The organism is Kumtagia ephedrae, assembly GCF_003012745.1.
GTDB lineage: Bacteria > Pseudomonadota > Alphaproteobacteria > Rhizobiales > Rhizobiaceae > Kumtagia > Kumtagia ephedrae.
Genome location: NZ_PXYK01000023.1, coordinates 15,676 through 40,069 on the forward strand (window position 1 = coordinate 15,676; position 24,394 = coordinate 40,069).

A 24,394-nucleotide genomic window follows, 5' to 3' on the forward strand; every position below is an offset into this window, starting at 1 on the left:
AATCATGTGCCAGACCGAACGACATGGTCGAACGTCAGGCCGAACCGCAGCAGATACTTGCGCAGGCGGTCGGCATCGTTGCCACTTGTCTTCTGCAGCCGAGAGACGGCGAACAGCTTGCGTCCGGCCGCGCTGACCGACGCGGACTCGCAGCAGACTTCCAGCACGGCCGCCAGCTGCGCGCGATCGAACGGATCGATGGCTGCCGCTCCGTCTGCGCCCAGAACCTCATCGAGGATGGCCTCGCCGACCGGTCTGGCGCCTTGGCCGGAACGCCACTGCCTGGAGAGCCTGGCGATCTCCTCGCGCACCGTCTCCTCGTTGATCCGGCCGTGTGGCGCCAGCGTCGCCATTCGTGTCACCGACGCCGACAGGTCACGGAAGTTCGCTCGCCACGAGGCATCCGGTGCCATTGCAAATCTGAGGTAGAGGTCGCGCGCTTCTTTGTTGAAGGTGGCGTTCATCCCCTCCCGCTCGGAAAAGCGGCGCAGCTCGAAGTCGAGATTGGGCTCGATGTCCTCCTTGCGATCCTTAAGCGCCGGCAGCTGGAAGGTCCACAGATTGAGGCGTGCGAACAGATCCTCGCGGAACCTTCCCTCGGCGACGTCGATCGAAAGGTCGCGATTGGTGCCGGCAAGAAGCTGGAAGTCCGAGACCGCATCCTCGTCGGCGCCAACTGGCAGGAAACGCTTCTCCTCGATAGCGCGCAGGCACATGGCCTGCTCGTCCAGTCCGAGCTCACCGATCTCGTCGAGGAACAGGACGCCCTTGTCGGCCGATTTCATCAGCCCGGCGCGCGCCGACTGCGCGCCGGTGAAGGCGCCCTTCACATGGCCGAACAGCGTCGACATCGCCTGGTCGCCACGCAGTGTCGCGCAGTTCACCTCGATGAAGGCGCCGGACACCTGTCGCTGCGCCTTCTTCAACTCGTAGATGCGTTTTGCCAGCTGCGACTTGCCGGCGCCGGTCGGGCCTGTGAGCAGCACCGGGGCGCGCGAGCGGATCGCAACCTTCTCGATCTGATCGATCATCTGGTTGAAGGCCAGGTTGCGCGTGGGGATGCCGGACTTGAGGAAGGACGTAGCCTCGTCGCGCTCGGCCACGAAGCGGGTAGCGATGTCGTCGTAGCGCGACAGATCGAGGTCGATGATGGAATGGGTGCCAGAATAGTCGTCGCCTTCGCGGCGATCCCTCGGCGGCGAGAGCTGGATCAGCCGCGCTGGAATGAAGCGGGCTTCCGTCAGCAGGAACCAGCAGATCTGCGCGACATGCGTGCCGGTGGTGATGTTGACTAGGTAGTCCTCCCGCTCGGGGTCGAAGGCATAAGCGCGGGCGAAATCGCGCAGGCTCGTATAGACCTCGCTGAAGTCCCAAGGATCGTTCTGCGGAATGATGTGGGGCCTGACCTCCGTGGCCGGAGAGATCTGTTCAATGTCGCCGACGATTTCGCGGGCAAGACTGAGCGAGTTCGGCCCGTGAATGAGCTTCAGCCGATCGATGAACAGGCCAGGCTGCTGGCAGAGCGCCACAGTCGGCCGCCACTTTTTTCATCGTTCGCCGCGCCTGGCTGCGTCACGATGTCGCCGGGCTCAAGTCCGGGCACGAGCACCTTGTCGACATAGGTCTCGAAGGCGGTGCGGTTGATCGGCCCATCGAGCACGAAGGGCGCGGCGATGCCGCGGCTGCGCAGTCCGGCGACGAAGGTGGTCGCCTTCCAGTGGCCATGCGGCACGCCCACCCTGAGCCGCTCGCCGCGAGCGCATCGGCCATGCCGCCGCGCCATGTTCGTCGAGGCCCAGGTTTCATCGATGAAGACGAGCCGCTCCGGGTCGAGATCGAGTTGGCCGTCGAACCAGGCCTGCCGCCGCTTCACGATGTCGGGGCGATCCTGCTCGGTGGCATGCTCGGTCTTTTTTTGCGCGTGATGGCGTGACGCTTGAAGAAGCGCTGGAGTGATCCGAAGCTGAACACCAGACCCTGTTCCTTCAGTGCCACACGAGCCTCCTCGATCGAACGATCGGCTTCCGGGCCAAGCGCATCGAGGATGGCCTGCTTGTGGGCGTCGATGCGAGCCGACTTGCGGTCGCCGCCCAGCGCCCTGGGGCGAACGTCACCCTGTTCGCGCTCCAGAACCTGCCAGCGGCTCACGCTGGCAGCGCTCACACCAAACCGCTCGGCCGCCTCACGATGCGTCGCACCTTCACGCACCGCATCCACCGCACGCTCCCGAAGATCAACCGACAGAGCTTTCGACATGTCCCCCGGCCTCCATTCCGGCAGACAGCTTGAATCACCTCAGCGCTGATTTGGGAATCCAATTCGATCAGATCGGGTTATGCTCTAGCGGCTCCGTTTTCGCGGCCTGCAGGATCAATGTGCTTGCTGTTTGCTATTCCAATGAATTGGCCACGGGGCGAATGGGAGGTGGGCTGGGGCCTAGCTTCCAACAAACATTTTGCCATCGAGCGTATGTATCGTGATCTGCTGGCCTCCGCGCGATAACCGAGGAAGAAATTCAACGGCATTGTCGGCTTGAAAGGACGGAGCACCAGATCAATGTTCCCCAAGCCTTCGACGGACATCGGGTTTACCAGGCCGACCCCGACCCCCGCGCTAACGATAGACAGCAGCGTCATGCACATCGGCGTTTCCGCGGCAACGTTGAATTTGTAGCCCCCCGATTCCATGATGTCCGCCAAGGCTCGCCGCAACCGCGCGGCCGGCGTGTGCGCGATATACTCGACGTTGTGAAGATCGGCGGGGGTGATGACGTCCTTGCTTGTTAGCTTATGTGTCGGAGACATGGCGCACATGGCCGCATCGCCCGAAAAGGGCTCGTAAGCGAGCCCTGCGATATCAGTTTCCTTGGGGGCGACGCCAATGTCGACCTGGCTGGTCGCCACGGCCGTCCATACTTCCGCGGTCGACATCAACTGCGCTGAGACCGCAACATCGGGATGAATCTCACGGAACGCGGTAACCGCGCGCGCAACAACTGCCAATCCGATGCCTGGCATGTTTGCGATCCGAACAAGACCGGGTCCGCGTTCGCGAATTTGGGAAGCCGTGTGCTTCAGTACCTCCAGGCCGACAAATGTCCGTTCGACATCGGCGTAAAACAGCTGGCACTGCGGCGTCGGTTGTAGCCGTCCGCGGGCCCTTTCGAAGAGCTGAAACCCGATCGCTTTCTCAAGCTCGGAGACCAGGCGGCTTACGGCAGGCTGCGTAACCCCCAGGGCTTCAGCCGCTCGAGTCGCCGAGCCGGATTTCATGATGGCCCGCAGTGCTTCTATCTGACGGATGTTCATAATCGCCCATAAGGTTTGGGAATACGGTCGCGTGAATTCTGAACTTGCCTTCCCCCGCGGAAGCAAACAAAACTTCGCGCGACAAGAAGAATTCGTCAATCGAGCAGCGGACCAACCGATCGAAAGCGCGGTTTGCGCACGCGATTGTGATGGCGTTCGGCCATAGTATAGCTTTCGCCCCTGAGGTTGAGGCAACGCAGGAGTTTTCCATTGGAGATAACCGCGAGCCAATCATCTCTGGACGCGGTGCAGCCCTAACACCAGCAGTCCGCGATGCGCCACCCCACTCGGCGTCCGGCAATTTAGAAGGAGGCCCACATGACCCACCAAAACCCGGCAGCAGGTAAGGCAGGTACAGACAAGCAGTCGCGGGCAGTCGCCGCGCAATCGGATCCGACGTCCATAACGCGACGAACTGTCCTGCAGATCGCTGGTAGTGCCGTTTCGCTTGCCGCAGTCACACCAGCGGCGGCCCAGGCAGTCACTACCCAACCTTCGATGGAAACGGCCGCCCGGCCGGTTCGCCTTCTCGTCAACGGCAATGCTAGGGAATTGCCTCTCGATCCCAGGCAGTCGCTGCTGGACGTCTTGCGCGAGACGCTTGACCTCACCGGCACCAAGAAGGGCTGCAACCAGGGTGCCTGCGGCGCCTGCACTGTCCTTGTCAACGGCAAGCGGATCGTCTCGTGCCTGACGCTGGCATCCCTGCATGATGGCGCACATATCGAGACGATTGAAGGGCTGTCGAAGGACGGCGAACTTCATCCTCTCCAGCAAGCGTTCATCGACCACGAGGGACTGCAGTGCGGCTTCTGCACGTCGGGTCAAATCATGTCGGGTATCGGCTGTATTTCGGAAGGCCACGCCGGCTCGCCCGAAGAGATCAGGTTCTGGATGAGCGGCAACATCTGCCGCTGCGGCGCCTATCCTGGGATTGTTGCGGCCGTGGCGGATACGGCGCAAAGGAGCTGACCCATGTTTCCCTTTACGCTCGAGAAGGCAACTAGCACCCAAGCCGCTATTGCGGCTGGCGCGGAGGGCGCCCGCTACATCGCAGGCGGCACGACGCTTGTGGATTTGATGCGCGACGAAGTCGAACGGCCTGAACGGCTTGTTGACATCAACAAGCTTCCGCTGGGCGGCATCAGGGTTGATGGCGAGGAAATCGTAATCGGAGCGCTGGCGCGTATGGCCGAAGTAGCCGCCGACGAGAACGTCCAACGGTTGCAGCCGCTGATCGCAGAGAGCTTGATCGAAGGCGCCTCTCCGCAGTTGCGCAACATGGCGTCAATGGGCGGCAACCTGCTGCAGCGGGTACGCTGTCCGTATTTCCGGATGCTTGATGCCGCATGCAACAAGCGGGCGCCAAGCTCAGGCTGCTCTGCCATCGAGGGACGGAACGCGGGTCATGCGATCCTCGGGACGAGCAAGGCTTGCGCAGCGACGCACCCCTCCGATGTCGCCGTCGCACTCGTCGCTCTCGACGCCACCATGCGCGTGCAAGGCCCCCGAGGGGAGCGAAGCTTTCCGGTAGAAGATCTCTTCCGGTTGCCGGCTGACACGCCGCACCTCGAACACACACTGCTGCCAGGCGAGCTGATTGTGGAAATCCGAGTGCCGGGCGGAGCCCACACGCGTAGGGCTCGGTACCTCAAGGTTCGCGACAGAGCATCCTACGAATTCGCACTGGTATCAGCCGCTGCCGCGCTGAGTATCATGGATGGCGTCGTTCGCGAGGCGCGCATCGCGGCGGGCGGTGTCGGAACGCGTCCCTGGCGGTTGCGGGCCTGCGAAGCAGCGCTCGCCGGCAGAAAGCTGAGCAGAGCCGCATTCGAAGAAGCTGCGCGACTCGCCACCGAAGGAGCCCGGCCACTGCACCATAATGGCTTCAAGGTCGAACTGTTGCCACGGACGATTGTCCGGGCGCTCGAGATGGCAGGAGAGGTCGCATGAACGTTATTGTTGGAAAGCCACTCACGCGGGTTGATGGCCGCGCCAAGGTCACGGGCGGAGCCCAGTACGCAGCGGACTTCAACCAGCCAGGCCAACTCTACGCTGTCATCGTCAGCGCGACCGTCGGCCTTGGCCGGGTGTCTGAAATCCGAAGCGCCAATATCGAGGCCATGCCCGGCGTTGCCGCCGTGATCACGCACAGCAACGCGCCTAAGCTGCCCTATCTGCTGCATAAGGGTGTCATTGATCCGGCGGTCGGCGAGCGCCTTCATGTGCTTCAGGACGACGCGGTGCGTTTTTTCGGCCAGCCGGTCGCAATCGTCGTTGCGGATTCCCTCGATCATGCCGAGCATGCCGCGGCGGCGTTGCGCATTATCTATGACGCCCGCCGGCCGGTGGTTGACCATGCGGATCCGGACGTCGCCAGGATCATTCCGGATGCGGCCGGCGCTGACCGATCGCGGGGAGATGCCGATGCCGCGGTGGCAGAGGCGGCCGTCACGGTCGATGAGCACTACGACATGGCCCGCGAAAACCACAATCCCATGGAGCCGCACGCGACGATCGCGGCCTGGAACGGCGACCGGCTGACCCTTTGGAGCAAGAGCCAGTTCCTAATGAACGAGCAGGCTGAGATCGCCGCGATCTTCGGCCTGCCGGCCGAAAGTGTCGAGGTGATCTGCCCCTTTATCGGGGGAGCCTTCGGCACGAGTCTCAGGACATGGCCGCATGTGACTTTGGCAGCGCTGGCCGCCAAGCATGTTCAGCGGCCCGTCAAGCTCGTGCTAACGCGCAAGCAGATGTTCTTCACCACCGGCCATCGGCCGCGCTCGCTCCAGAGGGTCGCGCTCGGCGCGACGCAGGAGGGCAAGCTTACAGGTGTGATCCACGAGGGTACGGGAGAAACAAGCCGCTACGAGCAGTTCACGGAGGCCCTGACCGCCGTTACCGACTACCTCTATTCATGCCCGAACGTGCGCACGCAGTATCGGCTGGCGCCGCTCGACACGGGGACTCCCAACCATATGCGCGGCCCGGGCGAGGCAAGCGGCATCTTCGCGCTCGAAAGCGCCCTGGACGAACTGTCCTACAAACTCGGCATTGATCCTATCGAGCTGCGGCGCCGCAACGAGCCCCAGATCGACGAAGCCGAGAACAAGCCGTTTTCAAGCCGCTCCCTGATCCATTGCTACGAACTGGGCGCCGAACGCTTTGGATGGTCTCGCAAGACGCCAGAACCACGCTCGATGCGCGACGGACGCCTGCTGATCGGCATGGGCACGGCGACCGCGACCTATCCGGCGTTCCATGCGCCGTCGAATGCTCGGGTTCGACTGCTTGCCGACGGTACCGCCGAGGTCGAGGCGGCTGCGAGCGACATGGGACCCGGTACCTACACGTCGATGACGCAGGTTGCGGCCGAATTCCTGGGGCTGCAGCCGGCGCAGGTGCGGTTCAGACTCGGCACGACGGACTTTCCGCCGACGCCTTCGCATGGCGGCTCCTGGACGATGACTTCGGTGGGGTCCGCTATTCGGGCGGCCTGCCTGGAAGCGCAATTTCAGGCTGCCAAGCGCGCGATAGCCGATAACGGCTCGCCGGTCTTCGGAGCGTCGATCGATACGATCGAATGGGCGGAAGGGCGCTTGCGCCGACGGGCAGATGCATCGGCTGGGCTGTCTTACCAAGAGATCCTGGCGAAGACAGGCGACCCCATCGAGGCCGAAGGCTCGGCTCAGCGTGACCCGGAAGCGGCGGAACGATACTCGATGCATTCGTTCGGGGCTGTCTTTGCCGAAGTGTCCATAGATCCCGACGTCGGGACCATCAGGGTACGCCGTCTCGTCGGTGCCTATGGCATCGGGCGAGTGGTCAACCCGCTCCTCGCCAGGAGTCAGTGCACCGGCGGCATGATTGGCGGAATGGGAATGGCGCTGATGGAGCGGACGGTCCTGGATGCACGCGACGGCCGGCCGGTGAACGCCCACATGGCAGACTACCTTATGCCGGTGAACCTCGACGCGCCGGAGATGGAGGCTCTGTTCGTCGACGAGATCGATCCGCACGTGAACCCCCTCGGCGTAAAAGGACTAGGCGAGATCGCGCTGGTGGGAACCGCGCCGGCAATTGCCAATGCCGTGTTCCACGCAACCGGGAAGCGCGTGCGCACACAGCCAATCAAGATCGAGGACATCCTGACTGCTTGAGCCACGCGGCACCGGTGGGTTCGGTATTGGCACTATTCGAACGAAACGACCCGGGTCTCGCCGATCCGGGGTCTATATTGCAGACGCTCCTTAGGCTTCTTGCGGCCGGCCTACGCTGCCTGGGCTACAGGCTGGCTGACGGCGTCCTCGATCTGAAGCCGGGCGGAATGAATGGCCTGCTCGCGGTACTCGGGACCGAAACCCAGCTTCTCCGCGCGAACCAAAGTCACGTCGGTAATACCGAAGAAACCAAGCAACGTCCTCAGATGCGGCTCCTGCGAGTCCATCGTCTCGGCCGGACCCTCGCTGTAGAGCCCACCGCGCGTCAAGATCATGTCCGCGCTCAGGACATATGAGACGGGTGGGTGATCCGGTCTCGGCATATTTTGAGATACTCGTTTGGAGTTAGTCCGTCGAGGGCGCCGTGGGGTCGGTGATGGTTGTAGAGATGCTGGAAGGCATCGACGTGCTCGGCGATGCTGTCGATGTTGGTCGGCAGGTCGACGGTTGCGTAGAACTCGTATCGCCATTGCGCCGTTGCATCGCTCGACGGCGCCGTTGAGTTTTGGCGATCTCGGCGGCAGGACATAGAGGGGGATGGCTTTGGCGGCGCAGGCAGTCTCGAACTCGGCCATGAACTCGGAGCCGCCGTCGATCTGGATGGCCTTGACGGGCCAGGGCATCTCGGCGGTTACCTTGTCGAGGAAGTCGGCGGCGTTCTTGGCGGTGGCGCTGCGATAGGGCTTGGCGACGGTCCACTTGGCATGGACGTCATAGGCGTCGAAGTGCTTGACGGCGAGATTGGGGGCCAGCGACACCGTCAGCGTGTCGATCTGGACGATGTCGCCGGGTCTTTCGAAGACCACGTCTTTCGGCTTGCGGACGGCGTGGGGCCGGGCTTTGGCAGCGCATTTGCGGCCGATCTTACGGATCAGCTGCGGAACCGGCGTGACCCGGCCGCGCTCGACCAGGCTCTTGAGGATGCGGCCGACCGTGGCGTTGGAGACGACCTGGCCTGCCTTGCGCAACAGCGGACCGAGCTTGTCCTTGCCCCAGAACGGAAAATCGCATCTCAGCCGCTCGACCTCGGCGCGCAGTTCCCGGCTCCAGCCGTTGGCGCGCATCCGGTGCGGCCGCCGGCTCTTCGGCGCCGGTTGCGCCTCCCAGCGATACAGCGTCGAGCGCGGCACCGCATGCGCCGCCTGATCGGCACTCAGCCCATCCTTCATCGCGCGCCGCCATCGCGCCACCGCGTCGCGTCTTCTCGTCGCTTCGATAGTTGAGGTCTGCGCGCCGAGAAGACGCGACGCCCGGCCAGCATTGCGTATAACATGGCCGGGCAGGCCAAAAACCTGCATGGGGTTCTCCTGGGATTCGAGCTTCGCAACCCGAGTTACGGAGAACCCCTCCCTCAATGCAAGAATCTCATATCTGTCTGAGCGTGGTCAGATCACCATGGCGCGCTTGCCCCTCACAAGGCCTTCGGGTCCCGCTTCGCCGTAGCGGAAGGTGACCCCAGCCCGTAGCAAAGGGCGCCCCCTTGTTCCGACTGATTTGGTGCGGCACGAATGCCTCATTTACTCGGGCATGGTGTCGTCTGACTGGAAACTGCGGGCAGGGAACGCATCGTCGCGGTCAGACCAAACGGCCGTCTGCGATCGGACAGCGGCGAGGCATTGATGCAGTGGGCCGTGGCCGGGCTTGGTATCGCTAACACGCCGTCATTTCTGATCGGAAATGAACTTGAGGACGGACGCCTTGAAATTATCTCCACGAATACTCAGCATCCGATGTCGGCGTCTATGTTGTGCGCCCGCCGGGGACCGCAGTGCCGGCAAAAGTTCGTACGCTGATCGACAACCTAATAAGATACTTTCAGGCCGAGCAGCTCTGAGCGTCAACGAGCAGGCAATCGGTTAGAACTAGACATCGCCGAGTTATCCCTGCTGTGTGCAAGGCGACCCTGCAGCTGATCCTGCGCCGACGGGATTGCAAGGGGTCTGGGCGACCAAAGCTGATCGCAAAACCCGCTTCATCAGCGACTTCACGCCGAACCTAATCATGGACTATCTCTGCAGCTACACCGAGGCCTTCGCGGTCGCCCATATATTCACTGTGCGCTTAAGAGGATCCCCCTCTATTCGGTGCTGGTGTGCAAACCCATCGAGGGGCGGCAACCGAGAAGGTAGCGATGACGCGGGATTGCCGGGGCAACCCGCGTCCGTCATCGATCACACCACGAGAACGTAAACGATTCTGTGGGAGTCCGGCTCGACGATGATGATGCGTCCGTCCGCCAGCACAAAGTATTCATAGCCACGATAGTCAGGCACAATCTCGATGATGCGCGGGGGCAGTGGCCGCAATTCGACAGTTGTCGGAACCGCGACGCCGACATTCACCTCGAAGTCGACATCGATCGGCTTGACGTCCGCCTGTCGGATTGCGTTTCGGATTTCGACCTTCTGCTCGCTTGATATGTCGATACTTCCGGTCGTCTCAGTAGATGGCTTATCCTCCGAAGCCTGATTCTGCTCGGTTTGGCCAGGGGTGGTCTCGGTAGCGGTTTTGGTGGTTGCATTTGGGGGCTGCTCCGAAGTGCCTGTTCCCTCGGCTTCGGCGCTGCCGGGTGTAGAGTCCCGTTTGACTTGTCCGGGCGCGGCTTCCTTTGCCGTCTCCGCTTCACCCGGCTGTTGCTGTTCACCAGGCGCTGCTCCGCTTGCAGCTTGGCTATCGCGGGACTGCTGGATTTGCACGGGTGCGTCACCCTTGGCGGAAGGCTTTGTTTCCGTCGAACCCTTTGCCTTGCCAGCATCCTTCATGATCGGCGGCTGCGTCGAACTCTCTTGCGCCAGCGCAATTGTGCTCACGAGCGCTGAGGTCGCCAGAAGAGCTGCGGCCACGCCGCACTTGTTGAAGCGTTTCATCGGTTGCTTTCTCCCTTGACCAGATTGTCGTGCTGGCGGCCGGTCGCTCACATGATGTGGACGATCTTCCGCGTCTCCGGTTCCACGAGCACGGTCTTTCCGTCGACGACGACGTAGCGATATTTCACATCCGCCTCCTCGATTGCGTGGAGTTCGACCGATTCGGGCAGCGTGGCGCCGACGGCGATTTCGACCCCAGTTACATCGGCGGGAGCGACCTTGTGCTTAGTCACATACTCGCGGATGACCGTTTCTTGTTCCGGCGAGACCACGATATCTTGGGCAAATGCGCTGCCTGAAAGCAGCATTGCCAGGGTAGTGGCAACAAAGGCATGGCGCGTCATGGCTTCTTCCTTTCGTGTTAAGGACGGGCTTTCTGAACTCCCACTGTTGGAAGTCACTGCCCAACACTGCGTGCTCGGCGACGTTCCAGTTGTGCGACTTCATACCGAGCGCGTGGGGCCAATTGCCCTTAGCCCGATAAGACCTTGGACCTACAAGGGCATGGCAAAGGGCCTTCGTTAGCTAAAGAACGGAACAGATGCTGGAGGCTCTCGCTTTCCGACACGAGCGCCAGCCAAGACAGTGCTTTCATGACCGACAAAGGAGAGCGAGATGGAAAAAAGCGTCTATCAGGCCCGGTGGCTGCTGACGCCGGTTTTCAGTATCGCGCTCGCATTCGTCGCCATGGGTGTTATTCTGGGCTGATGTGTCGGCGCAGTATGGTCCCTTCCTGCGCCGTGGAAAGTCCGCCGCCCAAGGAGGGGTCAGGCGGGCTTTCCACTCCCTATATATTTGGTGTGAACCAAACTATGTTAGACAAATGATTTCTCGACGTAAGTTCCTCTATGGGATTTTCGGCGCGGCCGCAGCGGGCGCCACCACGTGTCCTTACACCCTTGGTAAAACCTCCTACGGCATTCGCCTTGAACCTGCCTTTGCTCTCGCCCAAGGCAATGGCGGAGGTGGCCAAGGCAAGGGCAAAGGCAAAGGCGGCCACGGACAGGGCGCCGGCAAGGGCAAGGGCGGTGAAAACGGCAATGGCCAGGATGGCGCCAGCGCAGCGAGCAGCAAGGGCGTGTCGATGTCGAATCCAAATGGTGGGGTCGTGCACCGGAACGGCATGCGCGAGACGATCCTAAACGGTCGCTACGAGATGCACGATGCCCAGGGCAGACGAATCATCAGCCGCGAGGCCACGCTGGCCGACTATCTGCGCATGCGATTGTCGAGGTAGGCGTCGGAATTTGTAGAGGCGCGGTACATCAAAGCAGCTTCGGTGCGGTTGCCGACCTGCAGCTTTGCCAAAATCCGTGACATGTGGTGCTTGATGGTTTTCTCATGACGATCGAGCCGCAACGCGGCCTCCTTGTTGCTCAATCCGCAGGCCACGAGGCTCAGCACTTCCAGTTCTCGCTTGCTCAGCGTCCGGACAGGATCCGTGGCGATAGGTGAACCGGCTTTCGATAGACTTGAAAGGAGCTTCGCCGACAGGCTCGGCGAGACGTATGTTTCACCTGCTGCTACGGCGGTCAGCACTTCCGCGAGGGAGCGAGAGCCGACTCCCTTAAGAACGTAACCCTTTGCCCCGCTATTGAGGGCGGTCGCGACATCTTCGCTGGATTCCGAGACGGTAAGCACGACAATCCGCAAGCGCGGATTTGCGCCCAGGATTTCTGTTATGGCGGCTAGACCGCCGCCTGGCATCGACAAGTCAAGCAGCATGATGTCGGGGAGTGTCTCGGCGGCGATGCGGATCGCATCGTCGCGCGAAGCGCCCTCAGCAACGAACTTAAAGCGCTCTATCTCAGCAAGACTGCGCACTACACCCTCTCGGAATAGCGGGTGGTCATCGATGACGGCTATTGAGATCGCGTCTGTCATGACGGAGCCGGCTTGTTGTCAAAGATTATTGCCACTTCTGTGCCCGTTGATGACGTGTGTAGGTGAAACGACCCTCCTAGGCTCTCGACTCGTTCGCGCAAGCCAGCGAGACCGATGCGACCAGTGCCGACCGAGGTGGGATCAAAGCCAGGTCCGTCGTCAGAAACGGCGATGGAGAGCGATTGTCCTTTCGTCGTCATTGTCACAACTTGGTGCGCACCGCGGCAGTGTCGATAGCCGTTGTTGAGGGCCTCCTGAAGAAAACGATAGATGCAGATGCGTCCGGCGGCGGACATCGTCCATGCAGGAGGCGTCAGGTGGCGCCCTACGCTGGTGCCGGTTCGTTTCTCGTATGAATCGATGGCGTGATTTACGACTTCCAGCACCGTTGCCGTCTCGACCTGAGGCAGGACAAGGCCGTTGCAAATGCTGCGGATTTCCTGCAACGCCTCATTCAGCGTCGCTCTGATCGAGGCAACCTCACGTTCACGTACTCGGGTGGGAACCCTTGGGCCAAGTACTGTTGCACTGTCGAGCCGAAGGGATGCGAGCGCGACGAGCTGCGCCGGGCCATCATGCAGGTCGGCTCCTAGCCGCCGCAGATATCTTTCGTTCAGTGTGGTGGCACGCTGCGCGGCATTCCTGACACGCTCATGCAATTCGCTGTTCTGCTCAAGCAGCGCGCTCAAATCTGCGACTCGGTTCTTCAGATCATGAGCCTGCCGATCTATCGTTCGGCTACCGCGTAACACCACCGCGTTAAGCGCGAGGAAGAAGACCGCTGTGACTGCTGCAACCGCGAGCCAACTGCGCAACCGTGCGTTCCGAAGTGTCGCCTCAAACTCGTGCGCGAATTCGAAGAATTCAATCACGGCAACCGGCTCCCCCGACCACGGCTGCAAAATAGGATTGTAGATCTGCAATACTGGACCGGATGCTACCTCTTCGATTGCCGCGACGGGCTCGTAGTTGGCCACCATCGCGCCGGAGAATGCCCGCCGCAAGCTATCAGACAATCCCAGGCGAAGACCGATGAGACTTTCATCGTCTGAATAGAGGATCTGACCGTCAGGTCCCCATAAGCGCATTGCGGCAAGGCGGCTGCCGAGCGCTCCTTGTCCGAGGGTCTCGTCGAGCGCGCGCTTTACCGCCTCATCGAGAACCAAGCTCCTTTGCATGTCCGGCAGAAGCGGGGCTATGACGCTATCCACATAGAGAGCCGTCGTCGCACCGGCACTGCGGGTCACCGCCCGTTCGATAAGCGTGCTTACGACAGCGCCAACCACAAGCATGGCGCACAGAGAAACCAGTCCGCCGATGAAGAAAAACTGAAAGACAAGCGAGCGGTGATGCCATCGCCGTTTGGGGCGTTCGGTGTTTGAAGGCGCAGTCGCGTCACCGACACCCGTGGGTATACCTCTTTCGGACGTGTCGGCGAACACGTTTCGTCATCCAATCACTTCTGCAGGCGGTTTTCTACCGTCTGGCCGCGCATGCTGGCTTGGAACCTGCTTCCTATGGTCGATGCAAACATTCGAGAGCCGGATCAGGTTCCACAAGCGATTGTCCGTTGAGATCGGCATCAAGCCGCGGAACGGTGTCCCTCACGTGAAAGGGTCTCCCCCGTCAGGAATGCAGTCAGCACTATGGCGGCCAGGATGCAGGGTGGTTGGGATGCCGTAGAAGACCAGTGCAGAGACTGCAGCTGGGGTGAGCCATCCCGCCAAGAAAAGGGCTGTCGAGCAAACCGCGCCGATCGCAATGTTGCTCCCGCCGAGTTCGGCGCGGCCGGCCGGCGCGCCGGCGTGCCTAGGGCTTCGACAGCGAGGTGGCGCTGGCCGATGTGTGGTCGGACAGTAACCGCCGGCGTTGACATCGCCAGCGACAACGGCATGAGTCTGCGCGCCGACTACCACGGCTCCTTCGCCAACGCCTACACCAGCTCCGGACGGCCTGATCGCTCGGCGATGGACGATTCGCCTCTACTGATCGCTGCGCTCATCGGTGCTATGTTGATTTCGATCATCCTCGCCAGGTGCTGTCGCGCGATCGCCTCAGCCAGCTCGCGCATAGCCGCGACCTCTACCCTGGCGACCGCAGCATCGACATCCGAATCACGCGCCTGCGCAAGAAGATCGAATTCGATCCCGACAAGCCGCGGGTTCTGCTCACAGTCCGGAGCGAATGCCGCCATGCTGAAGGCGGCGGGACATCGCGCGATGAACAGCGGGCCATTTGCAAGGCACCCCCACAGTCCCAACTGACCTTAGACTGCCGAAGAGATCTTGATCGATTTCAACTTTCTTTCCGGTCTCTCATTGCACCACGGCAGGTGCCGTAAACGTGTAGCCGACGCCGTAGACCACCTTGATCGGCACTTGCAGGTTGGTCTGCTCGCCTATCTTGCGGCGAAGGCGACTGACGACGGCATCCAGATGCCGGTTGTCGAAATGGGTTCTCGGTCGGGCAAGCGTGTCCGCCAGCTTTTCGCGTTCGCAAATGCCGCCGCCATGCTTGCAGAGCGCGCTCACCAGCGCGAATTCGGTCGCCGTCAGCTTGAGCGAGCGCTGGTTCGGCGCGGTAAGGGTCCAGGTTCTGCTGTCCAGCACCCATTTGTCCCCGGCGCCGTCGGCCACGCCGGCTTGATCTCCCGTTCGTCGCAACAGGCTCCGGATCGCTGCCTCGATCTCCCGCAAGGTACTGTGCTTGACGAGATAGATGTCGGCGCCGCTTTCAAATCCGCGGACGCGGTCGTCGCTGTCGCCGAGAGCCGTGAGCATGATGATGCCGCAGCGATGGATCCTGCGGATCTCGCCGGCGAGTTCGAATCCGTTACCGTCGGGCAGCCCGACGTCGAGGATGACGACGTCGGGTCGCTTGTCGTCCGCCAGCGCCCGGCGCAGTCCTTCCGCAGTCGCAATGCCTTCGGCAGTGAAACCGCACAGCCCTAGGAAATCGACCAGGTCCTTGCGCAGCCGCTGCTCGTCCTCGACGATCAAGATATGCGTCAAGTCATTGCCTCCTCTGGCAGGGCTGGCTCGGCTGCTTTCCTCGACAATGGCACGCGCGCCACGGCTGCTGTTCCCCGTCCTTCATCGGAGGCCAATTCCAGCGTGCCGCCATGATAGGCCAGAAGCTTGCGGGACGAATACAGGCCAAGCCCCGTTCCGCTCCCGGCCTTGGTGTTGGAGGCCCGGAAGAAGCGACGCCCGATCTTGTGCATGTCGGCTTTCGGAATACCGATGCCGCGATCGCGCACCTGGATGATGACGAGGTCGGATTCGGAGCGGGCATCGATGTGAATGGGCTGATCCTCGGGCGAATATTTGAGGGCGTTGTCGATGAGATTGATAACGACGGTAGCCAGCATGTCGGGGTCGGCAAAAATCGAGGTCGCCTCGCCTTCCGTCCTGAAATGCAAGCGCCCACCTCGCCCGGTCATTTCGAAGTGAAGTTGCACATCGGCGATGAGGGACGCGATCTGCATTGGCTCCGGCCGAAAGCCACTATCGCCGTCGTTGGTCATGAAGCGCTCGATCAGCGAGAACAGCCGGTCGAGCGCCTCGCCGATGCCGGCGAGCCGTTCCTTCGTCGCGTCCCGCGACTTGTCGCCGACGAGGCTGATCATGTCGACCGCGTTGCGGATGACCGCCAGGGGCGTGCGGAACTCGTGGCTGACGATGCGCATGAAGTCGGCCTGCTCCTCACGCAGGGCGCGTTCGGCATCGAGGCTGGCACTCAATTGGTTCTCCAGCCTCCGGCGCTCCAGGACTTCCCGGGACAAGGCTTGGTTCTTCTCGCGTACGGCCGCGGAAAGCCGTGAACTGACCATGAAGAGCAGGCAGGCGAACAAGGCGATCAGGAACAGCGTTCCCTGCAGCAGATACCAGGCATTGCGATTGTTGAGGACCGTGATGTCCTGGGGGGTGGCAGGAAACCAGAATTCGATAGCGCTGTGTACGATGCTGGCTGCCATATATTCGCCCAGCGCCGCCATCGTAATCCAGCGCAGAAGCCGCGGTTGCGTCCGATCCCGCTGCAGCGCGACGCACATCACCGACATCATGATCACCGTGAAGAGCGTCGACGTGTGAACGCGTATGGCAAGATTGCCCGGATCGACGGTGACGGCAATGCTCCAGGCCACAACCTGAAAGGCGAGCAGCGAGATGCCGATCCACGTGTAGCGCGGCTGCCCCAGGAAGCGCGCCAGACCTTCGGCGAGCAGGACGAGGCCGAGCTTGATGATCGTGTTATGCAGCACGATGGACCATGCCGTCGGCTGCTCGCCTCTGAGAATCATCAGCAGTAGCCCGATGGCGATGGCGGTGTATCCCGCCGCGAGAAACTTCAGCTCGTAAAGATGGCGCCAGGCCAGCCAGACAAAAATCCACGCGACCGCTTGCAAACTTGCGGTTGCCAGATCGACGACCAGCACTGTCTTGAGGTCGAGCATGCCCGGTGAATTTGCACAGGGTTCCCGCCGGCGCAAGTCACATGCTGCGCAGCATAGTTGGAAGTAAACGAAAGGATGGAAAGTAGAGCAAAGGGAATATCAGAATGGGCAAGAATTCACAAGAATTGACTGGCCGATCGTTTCGGGCGTCACCGATGCGCCGTCCGAGGAGCGGCCCATGTCGGACGCCGCAATGCAGGTTTTGGTCAGAATTGAATAGTTTTGTTCGGTAGAATCTCAGGCATCTTTTGCTATCGTCCGCACCATCGCGACCTTGCAATTTTGGTTGGAGGAGGGCCGAGTCAAGGTTTCCGCGCGCCGGTTGCGGATGCGGCGGAACGGGGCTCGCTTGCTTCATTTTTTGAGGGGCTCATCGCATGAGAGATGCCGCGCGCACCGGTAAGATCCTTAGAGGACTCGGGCTTTGGGCGGGCGGCGGCATCGCGAGCAAGCACTCATCCGCGGACAGCGGCCGATCAGCCCTCACATCGAACGCCCTGCATGTGCTGGCCGTCCTGGCCATGGGCCTGTTCGGCACGGCGATGGCCGGTGATGCGCAGGCAGACTGCAACGGATCGGCAACCCAGACCCTCGATGCGGCCTCCTACGGCTATTCGTGGTCGATCTGCCAAGGCGCCGATGGCGTCGATGATGACGATGAGAAAGACGGCACCGCCGGGGAAAACATAAACTTCAACGCCAGCAATGCTGGAGCATACGCGGCTGGCAACCCCCTCCCTTATAGCTCGGAAGGAGCCGACCAGAACGGTGTCATGATGGCACGCACACGTGGCGGCGATGGCGTCGACGAGGGTGCAGCGGGCGCCGGCGGCACCGTGACCATCATCAATGGCGGCGATATGACCCTGACCAGCCCGAACGATCCAGGCTCCATCGGCAGTTTGATTTCGGGGCTGAGCTTCGGCGGCGACGGGGATTCAGACAACGACAACTACAAGTCGAGCGGCGGTCATGGCGGAGCCGGGAATACGGTGACCATCACCAATTCCGGAACGCTGATCGTGGAATCGATGAGCTCGAATACAGCCAGGGGCATTTCCGGTATCCTTGGCTGGAGCCAGGGCGGCATCGGCGGTGAGCAGAACAGCGGTGCGGTCGGCGACCAGGTAGGTGGCAATGGCGGCAGCGGCGGGACCATCAACATCACCAACACCGGCCAGGTGATTCTCGGCGGCGTGGCTACCCCGCTGAGCGGACTGGACAGTGCCTGGGGGATTGCCGCCAAGTCGATCGGCGGCGCGGGCGGCAACGACAACGGCGCGGGCGGGGCGGGCGGCTTCATCACAATCACCAACGGCGCGACCGGCGGCGATACCTCGACCGGCGCGATCAGCGTCTACGCCAACGACACCGACAGCGTGCGCGGCATCTATGCGCTGAGCCAGGGCAGCGACGGCACCGCATCCTTCGATTCTTCCGACAATGGCGGCGCCGGCGCGGTCGGCGAGGGGATCAACATAAGCACCTATGCCGACATAACAATCGTCAGCACCGGCGAGGTGAGCGACGTGTCGGGCGGCCTTTTGGCGATCGGACAGGGCGGCGACGGCGGCACCGGCTACAGTTCGTCCGACGGAGGCGCCGGTGGTGCCGGCTCCGCCAACGTCGTCACCCTGACGGTCCAGTCTGGCGCCACCGTCTCGACCCAGGGTGACAATATCGCCGGCATGGTCGGGCTGAGCCAGGGCGGTCGCGGCGGCGACGGAGCCGACGGCGAGAAGGACAGCTCCGGCGGCACCGGCGGCACCGGCGGCCAGATCCAGATGAACAACTACGGCACCATCGAGACGGCGGGCAGCAATGCCTATGGCCTGCTGGGCCAGAGCATCGGCGGCCAGGGCGGCAATGGCGGCGACGACACGGCCGTCGTCGGCACCAGCGGCGGCGGCGGCTACGGCGGCGATGCTGGCGGTGTCGGCGCCTATATGACCATTGGCTCCAGCATCGCGACGACCGGAGATTTTTCGGCCGCGGTCACCCTGCATTCGATCGGCGGCGGCGGCGGCACCGGAGGCGATTTTACCGACGTGCTTGGCGGCGGCGGCGGCAATGGCGGCAATGGCGGCAGCGGCGAAACGGCCACCGTCAACAACGATGGCGGGACGCTCACCACCTTGGGCGACCATTCCTATGGCATCCTGGTGCAGTCGATCGGCGGCAGCGGCGGCACCGGCGGCATCGCCGACGGGTTGACGCTGGAACTGGGCGGTGACGGCGGCGACGGCGGGGCTTCTGGAACCGCCAGCGTCCAGAACGCAGGCACGATCACCACCGCCGGCTATTCGGCGCACGGCATCGTTGCCCAGTCGATCACCGGCGGCGGCGGCGCTGCCGGTACGGAGGGCGGCATATTGTCGATTGGCGGTTCCGGCGGGTCCGGGAATCACGCCGGCAATGCGGAGGTCCAGAGCTCGGGCGTCATCAGCACGGCCGGCGACGCGGCCATCGGCATCATATCGCAATCGATCGGCGGCGGCGGCGGCACTGGCGGCGGTGCGAAGGGCATCGCCACCGTCGGCGGCTCGGGCGGCGCCGGCGGCACCGGCAGCCATGCCGACGTGCTGCTGACCGGCGGCTCGATCACCACGCAGGGCGAGATGGCGCATGGGATCATGGCGCAGTCGATCGGCGGCGGCGGCGGCAATGGCGGCAATGTGATCGACCTGTCGGTCGGCGTTCCGGCGCTGGGCATCGGCGGCACCGCCTCGGGCGGCGGCAGCGGCGGATGGGCGTGCGTCACCAACAAAGATATGAGCGATGATTGTTCCGCAGGCACTGGAACGCCGCAGGCCGTCACCATAGCCACCGCGGGCTCCGGTGCGCTCGGCATACTTGCGCAGTCGGTCGGCGGCGGCGGCGGCAATGGGGGCAACGCCACGGGCGGCGATGCCGGGCTCGGCAGCTTCCAGATCGGCGGCGGCGGCGGGGCCGGCGGCTATGCAAATACCGTAACCGTCGGCTTTGACGGCCTGACGCTGATGACCCAGGGTTCGCACGCCGCGGGCATCGTCGCGCAGTCGATCGGCGGCGGCGGCGGCACCGGCGGATCCGCCAGCTCCTATTCCGCGGACATCGGCTTCACGGCGTCGGTGGCGGTCGGCGGCAGCGGCGGCTCCGGCGGCAATGGCGGCGAAGTCGTCGTAGATCTAACCGACAGCAGCATCTACACCGGCCAGGGCAGCGGCGACGTGACCGACGCCATCGGCGTGCTCGCGCAGTCGATCGGCGGCGGTGGCGGCAGCGGCGGTTCGTCGGTTGCCGATGCGCTCACCGTGGCGGTGCCGACCGGCGAAGACGTCTCCCTGGCGATGAGCGTGTCCACCGCCGTCGGCGGCAGCGGCGGTTCGGGCGGTTACAGCGAGGCGGTGTCGCTGACCCTGGACGGCAGCACTGCGGTTTCCACCAAAGGCGATTCATCGCACGGCCTCGTGGCGCAATCGATCGGCGGCGGCGGCGGCAATGGCGGCAGCGCGTCGACGTTGGCCGCGACCGCCGGCATAGAAGATACGATCAGCGCCGATATCGGCGTCTCGGTCGGCGGCTCGGGCGGCTCGGGCGGGTATGGAGATACAGTCACGGTCGCTCTCAAGGACAGCGCCCTGGTGGCGACAGCCGGTGACTATGCCAATGCGATCGTGGCTCAGTCGATCGGCGGCGGCGGCGGCAACGGCGGCGTAGGCAGCGTCAACAGCAAGCAGATCGGCAGCGGCTTCAACCTGACGGCAAAAGTCGGGGTCGGTGGCGTGGGCAACAGCGGCTCCGACGGCGGGACCGTGAATGTCGACCTCGACAGCGGCACGTATCTGCAGACCACCGGGTCCGGCTCGCGCGGCGTGATCGCCCAATCGATCGGCGGTAGCGGCGGCACGTCTCAGGGCGCGAGCGTCGGCCTGTCGGCCAGCGCCAGCCTGCCCGGCGAAGAAGCCGATGAAGACGAAGAAGGGGAGGGCAGCAGCGCCTTCTCCGCGTCGGTCGACGTTTCCGTCGGCCGCACCGGCGGCACCGGCGGTTCGGCCGGTGCAGTCAACGTCACCACCGCAGGCCAAATCTACACCGTTGGCGCGGATGCGGACGGGGTGCTCGCGCAGTCGATCGGCGGCGGCGGCGGGCTGGGTGGCTCGGTGGGGCGGGCCAGTTCCGACGATTCCGAGCCGCTCGACGACGACGGCGACAGCGAGTGCGACAGCGACGATAGCGATGGCGATGATGGACACGGTTACTGCTTCAACGTCAGTGTCGGCGCCACCATTGACGACGGCGGCACTGGCGGCACGGCCGCCGGTGGAAACGCCGTCACGCTGACGCATGCCGGCCACATCGCCACCACGGGCGATTGGGCCGACGGCATCGTCGCCCAATCGATCGGCGGCGGCGGCGGGGCCGGCGGCACGTCCACCGCATCCGGCAGCCAGGCCACGGCCAACATCACCATCGGTGTTGGCGGCAGTGGCGGCGCGGGCGGCGATGGCGGCACGGTCGACATTACCTTTGACAGTGATAACGGCACCGCTGGCATCAGCACCTCGGGTTATAGCGCCCATGGCGTGCTGCTGCAGTCGATCGGCGGCGGCGGCGGCCAGGGCGGCGACGGTTCCGATGAGGCGGCCGGCAAGATCACCGTCGGCGGCGGTTTCGGCGGCAGCGGTGGCGTCGGCGGCAGCGGCGCCAAAGTTACGGTGGGTGAGGGAAGCTGGCTCGCCCTGCAGACCAATGGCGACGACTCCATCGGCCTGCTGGCCCAATCGATCGGCGGCGGCGGCGGTGTCGGCGGCGCCGGAAGCAGCACCGCCGCGGAGGACGACGATAGCCACACGATCGATCTGGTCGTTGGCGGCAGCGGCGGAATCGGTGGCAGTGGCGGCGAAATCGACGTGAACTATGGCGGCGGCGTGGACACCTATGGCGACCGAGCCCATGGCATTGTCGCACAGTCGATCGGCGGCGGTGGCGGCATCGGCGGCGCCGGCGAGGTCGACAGCATCGGCTCGCTGGTGGTCGGCGGCTCAGGCGGTGGAACAATCAACGGCGGCGTCGTTACGGTTGATCTGACCAACGACAGCTCGATCCATACGAGGGGCCTGGCCGCCCACGGCATCGTTGCCCAGTCGATCGGCGGTGGCGGCGGTATTGGCGGCAGCGCCTCTGGTGCGCCGCTCTCTTTCACGGGCAACAGCCCGGGCAGCAACGGCGACGGCTACGACGTTACCGTCGCGGTCGACGGCGGAATCGTCACGAACGGCGACTATTCCTTCGGCGTGCTGGCGCAGTCCATCGGCGGCGGCGGTGGTTTCGGCGGCAATGCGACGAGCGCCTTCATCGGCTCCAACGGCAATCTCTCGTCTGACGGCAAAAGCGGCGACGTGACGGTCACCCTTGATGCCGGCAAGAGCATCCAGGCGACGGGCAAGGACTCGATCGGCATATTCGCGCAAAGTGATGCCGGGACCGACAACAACGGCGTAGTCAATGTCACCGTCAATGGGTCCGTCACCGGCGGCTCCGGCGACAATGGCGCCGGCATCTGGGTTTCGGGCGGGAAAGACAACGTGGTGACCGTCAATGGAGGCAGCGTCTCGGCCGCTTCGGGCGTCGCCGTCCAATATTCCGTCGGCAAAAACTCGCCCGCCGGCAGTACCCTGACGGTGGTGAACAACGGCGGTACCGTCAGCGGCAGTGTCATAAACGCCCTGTCCGTCGAGGCCAAAGTGACGATGGGGGCTCGCTTCGGCCACGACATCTCCGTGTTCAACCAGGCGGACGGCCTGTTGACCGACGCCGAGATTTACGAGGCCAACGTGGTCAATCGCGGCCGGCTGGCAATCGGCCACTCCGGCGATGTCGATGCCATCAGAATTACCGGCGATATTACGCAGGACGCCGGCGGCGTGCTGGCGGTCGACGCCGACTTTGCCGGCTCCCGCATCGATCGCCTGGCCGTCGAGGGCGACGCCACGCTCGCCGGCAGCTTCGAGGTGAATGCCGAAAGCGTATTGCCCGGCGTGAAGCTCTCCTTTCTCACCGTCGGAGGCACCCTCGACCATTCGCTGAGCGCCCAGTCGTCGATCTTCGACTATGCCGTCACGCAGGCCGGCAACGAGCTGTCGCTGTCGGCGGGTTCGGCCCATTTCGGCGAACCCGGCTTCTCGCTCAGCGAAGACCAGGAGGAGGTGGCGAGCCACCTCCAGTCGATCTGGGATGCCGGGGGCGGCCCCTTCGGTACGCTGTTCGGCACGCTCGGCTCGCTCGCCGCCAGCGACGGGGGCGGCTACCAATCCGCCTTGTCCGACCTGTCGCCCGGCGTCTCCGGCGCGGCCGCGGCGGGCAGCATCGCCATGACGCAGCAGCATCTCGACCTGCTGCTGAGCTGTCCGAGGTTCTCCGCCGGCAGTTCGATGCTGGTCGAGACGGAATGCGCATGGAGCCAGGCCGGCGCCCAGACGCTCGACCAGAAGGCCAGCGGCGGCGTGTCGGGCTTCGACACCACGACCTACTCCCTGCAGGCCGGGGTACAGGTCGAGGTGTCGCCGGACTGGTTCGTCGGTCTTGCAGGCGGATACGACCGCAACTCCATCAGCGCCGACGACGACCGGGTGAACGCCGACGGCGACGTTCTCTATGCCGGCGCGTCGCTGAAGCGCCAGACCGGTCCATGGCTGCTATCGGGCGCCATCGCCGGCAGCTACGGCTGGTACGACAACACGCGCATGATCAGCATCCCCGGCTTCGCGGGCCAGGCCGAGGCCGATCCGGACGTCTACAATCTCAGCGCCCGGTTCCGCGCCGCCTATACCTTTGCGCAAGACGCATATTACGTGCGCCCTTTGGTCGACTTCGACCTGATCTATGCGCACGCCGGCGGCTATCGCGAGTCGGGCGCGGGCATGCTCGACCTCGCGGTCGACGACGCCAGCCAATGGAGTTTCCATGCAACGCCGGCGGTCGAGATCGGCACACGCGTGGCGCTGAGCGAGACGACGGTGATGCGGGCCTTCGCCGCCGCCGGCGTCAGCTTCGGCACGGCGAACAACTGGGATACCTCGGCGCGGCTGGCCAGCGCGCCGGCCGGGGCCGGCACGTTCGACAGCGAGATCCCGCTGGCTCAAGTGGTCGGCCGGCTAACCGCGGGCGTCGATATCACCGACGACAACGGTTTCAGCCTGCGCGTCGACTATGGAGGCTCGTTTTCCGACACCTATACGAGCCATGGCGGCACGCTGCGTCTGGGCTACAGGTTCTGAGAGGACACGAATTTTTGACCGTCATTGCGGCTCCGGCGATCGGGTGGCCTCGCCGCCTCCCGGCTGCTGGTCCGTCAACCGATGAAGCATTCGAATAGGATCTGACGGATCGCGTGTAAGCACGTCATTCCGCGGAGCACGGGCGCAACTCAGTAAGTGTAGATGCCGACCGGGCAGTCGGTTCTCGCTTGTTCATGGATAACGTGAGCGGCGTTTCGAGCCTTCGACGGCGCATTGACACCCCAAACGGCCGTGAAGTGAGTCTACAGAAGCCCTTCGGCGCGCCACAGACAAGGCCGGCTGACAGGCAGGCCTAACCTGAAGCCACCCGTCTGCTTTCGGCCCCAACGATGCCGGGCGCGGCAATGGGGACTATCAGGAATTCTGTGCACGATGCCAG

General features: G+C 63.5%; 15 protein-coding genes and 2 pseudogenes. 7 read left to right on the top strand and 10 right to left on the bottom strand.

Annotated elements, in window-relative coordinates:
- Positions 1 to 2: 2 nt before the first annotated feature.
- The 3 genes and pseudogenes from rtcR to C7I84_RS21410 form a co-directional block, all read right to left on the bottom strand.
- A pseudogene (gene rtcR, locus C7I84_RS21400) lies at positions 3 to 1,544 on the bottom strand (RNA repair transcriptional activator RtcR); the annotation flags it as partial.
- A gap of 29 nt (positions 1,545 to 1,573) precedes the next feature.
- A pseudogene (locus C7I84_RS21405) lies at positions 1,574 to 2,256 on the bottom strand (IS630 family transposase); the annotation flags it as partial.
- 77 nt (positions 2,257 to 2,333) lie between these two features.
- Complete coding sequence (locus tag C7I84_RS21410; protein WP_106774259.1) at positions 2,334 to 3,308, bottom strand: LysR family transcriptional regulator; 975 nt, start codon at positions 3,306 to 3,308, stop codon at positions 2,334 to 2,336.
- 318 nt (positions 3,309 to 3,626) lie between these two features.
- Here C7I84_RS21410 and C7I84_RS21415 point away from each other — a divergent pair, with 318 nt between their 5' ends.
- From C7I84_RS21415 to C7I84_RS21425, 3 genes are read left to right on the top strand one after another with little or no spacing between them, the layout of a single operon-like run.
- Positions 3,627 to 4,280, top strand: coding sequence for a (2Fe-2S)-binding protein (locus C7I84_RS21415; RefSeq protein ID WP_106774260.1), 654 nt, complete (start codon positions 3,627 to 3,629; stop codon positions 4,278 to 4,280).
- 3 nt (positions 4,281 to 4,283) lie between these two features.
- Positions 4,284 to 5,261 carry an FAD binding domain-containing protein gene (locus C7I84_RS21420; protein WP_106774261.1) on the top strand — a complete coding sequence of 326 codons (978 nt, stop codon included), beginning with the start codon at positions 4,284 to 4,286 and terminating at the stop codon, positions 5,259 to 5,261.
- Positions 5,258 to 7,468: a xanthine dehydrogenase family protein molybdopterin-binding subunit gene (locus C7I84_RS21425; protein WP_106774262.1), complete on the top strand. Its 2,211-nt coding sequence runs from the start codon at positions 5,258 to 5,260 to the stop codon at positions 7,466 to 7,468. Before C7I84_RS21420 ends, C7I84_RS21425 begins: the two co-directional genes overlap by 4 nt.
- A 110-nt stretch (positions 7,469 to 7,578) precedes the next feature.
- Here C7I84_RS21425 and C7I84_RS21430 read toward each other — a convergent pair whose 3' ends face one another.
- Positions 7,579 to 8,826: an NAD(P)H-dependent oxidoreductase gene (locus C7I84_RS21430; RefSeq protein WP_106774263.1), complete on the bottom strand. Its 1,248-nt coding sequence runs from the start codon at positions 8,824 to 8,826 to the stop codon at positions 7,579 to 7,581.
- Between the two features lie 267 nt (positions 8,827 to 9,093).
- On the opposite strand from C7I84_RS21430, the gene C7I84_RS31065 reads away from it, so the two are divergent.
- Positions 9,094 to 9,321 carry a LysR substrate-binding domain-containing protein gene (locus tag C7I84_RS31065; protein WP_425351376.1) on the top strand — a complete coding sequence of 76 codons (228 nt, stop codon included), beginning with the start codon at positions 9,094 to 9,096 and terminating at the stop codon, positions 9,319 to 9,321.
- A gap of 378 nt (positions 9,322 to 9,699) precedes the next feature.
- Here C7I84_RS31065 and C7I84_RS21450 read toward each other — a convergent pair whose 3' ends face one another.
- Entirely contained in the window at positions 9,700 to 10,395 is a 696-nt protein-coding gene (locus tag C7I84_RS21450) for a DUF1236 domain-containing protein (protein ID WP_106774266.1), read from the bottom strand.
- A 47-nt stretch (positions 10,396 to 10,442) separates the two neighbouring features.
- Positions 10,443 to 10,739, bottom strand: a complete 297-nt coding sequence (locus C7I84_RS21455) for a DUF1236 domain-containing protein (protein WP_106774267.1) — start codon at positions 10,737 to 10,739, stop codon at positions 10,443 to 10,445.
- A 479-nt stretch (positions 10,740 to 11,218) separates the two neighbouring features.
- Between C7I84_RS21455 and C7I84_RS29760 the strand changes: the two genes are divergently transcribed.
- Positions 11,219 to 11,632 carry a hypothetical protein gene (locus tag C7I84_RS29760; RefSeq protein WP_133170130.1) on the top strand — a complete coding sequence of 138 codons (414 nt, stop codon included), beginning with the start codon at positions 11,219 to 11,221 and terminating at the stop codon, positions 11,630 to 11,632.
- Here C7I84_RS29760 and C7I84_RS21460 read toward each other — a convergent pair.
- Positions 11,605 to 12,279, bottom strand: a complete 675-nt coding sequence (locus C7I84_RS21460) for a response regulator (protein ID WP_106774268.1) — start codon at positions 12,277 to 12,279, stop codon at positions 11,605 to 11,607. The two genes, C7I84_RS29760 and C7I84_RS21460, sit on opposite strands and share 28 nt — an antisense overlap.
- Complete coding sequence (locus C7I84_RS21465) at positions 12,276 to 13,721, bottom strand: sensor histidine kinase (protein WP_245428541.1); 1,446 nt, start codon at positions 13,719 to 13,721, stop codon at positions 12,276 to 12,278. The genes C7I84_RS21460 and C7I84_RS21465 overlap by 4 nt, the downstream gene beginning before the upstream one ends.
- A gap of 593 nt (positions 13,722 to 14,314) precedes the next feature.
- Here C7I84_RS21465 and C7I84_RS21470 point away from each other — a divergent pair.
- Positions 14,315 to 14,620, top strand: a complete 306-nt coding sequence (locus C7I84_RS21470) for a winged helix-turn-helix domain-containing protein (RefSeq protein WP_106774270.1) — start codon at positions 14,315 to 14,317, stop codon at positions 14,618 to 14,620.
- On the opposite strand, the gene C7I84_RS21475 is transcribed toward C7I84_RS21470, so the two are convergent.
- Positions 14,595 to 15,278 carry a response regulator transcription factor gene (locus C7I84_RS21475; protein ID WP_245428543.1) on the bottom strand — a complete coding sequence of 228 codons (684 nt, stop codon included), beginning with the start codon at positions 15,276 to 15,278 and terminating at the stop codon, positions 14,595 to 14,597. The two genes, C7I84_RS21470 and C7I84_RS21475, sit on opposite strands and share 26 nt — an antisense overlap.
- A gap of 8 nt (positions 15,279 to 15,286) precedes the next feature.
- A complete protein-coding gene (locus C7I84_RS21480) occupies positions 15,287 to 16,735 on the bottom strand; it encodes a sensor histidine kinase (RefSeq protein ID WP_106774272.1) in 1,449 nt (482 codons plus the stop codon).
- A gap of 521 nt (positions 16,736 to 17,256) precedes the next feature.
- On the opposite strand from C7I84_RS21480, the gene C7I84_RS21485 reads away from it, so the two are divergent.
- Complete coding sequence (locus tag C7I84_RS21485) at positions 17,257 to 23,994, top strand: autotransporter outer membrane beta-barrel domain-containing protein (protein ID WP_342587176.1); 6,738 nt, start codon at positions 17,257 to 17,259, stop codon at positions 23,992 to 23,994.
- Positions 23,995 to 24,394 lie beyond the last annotated feature (400 nt).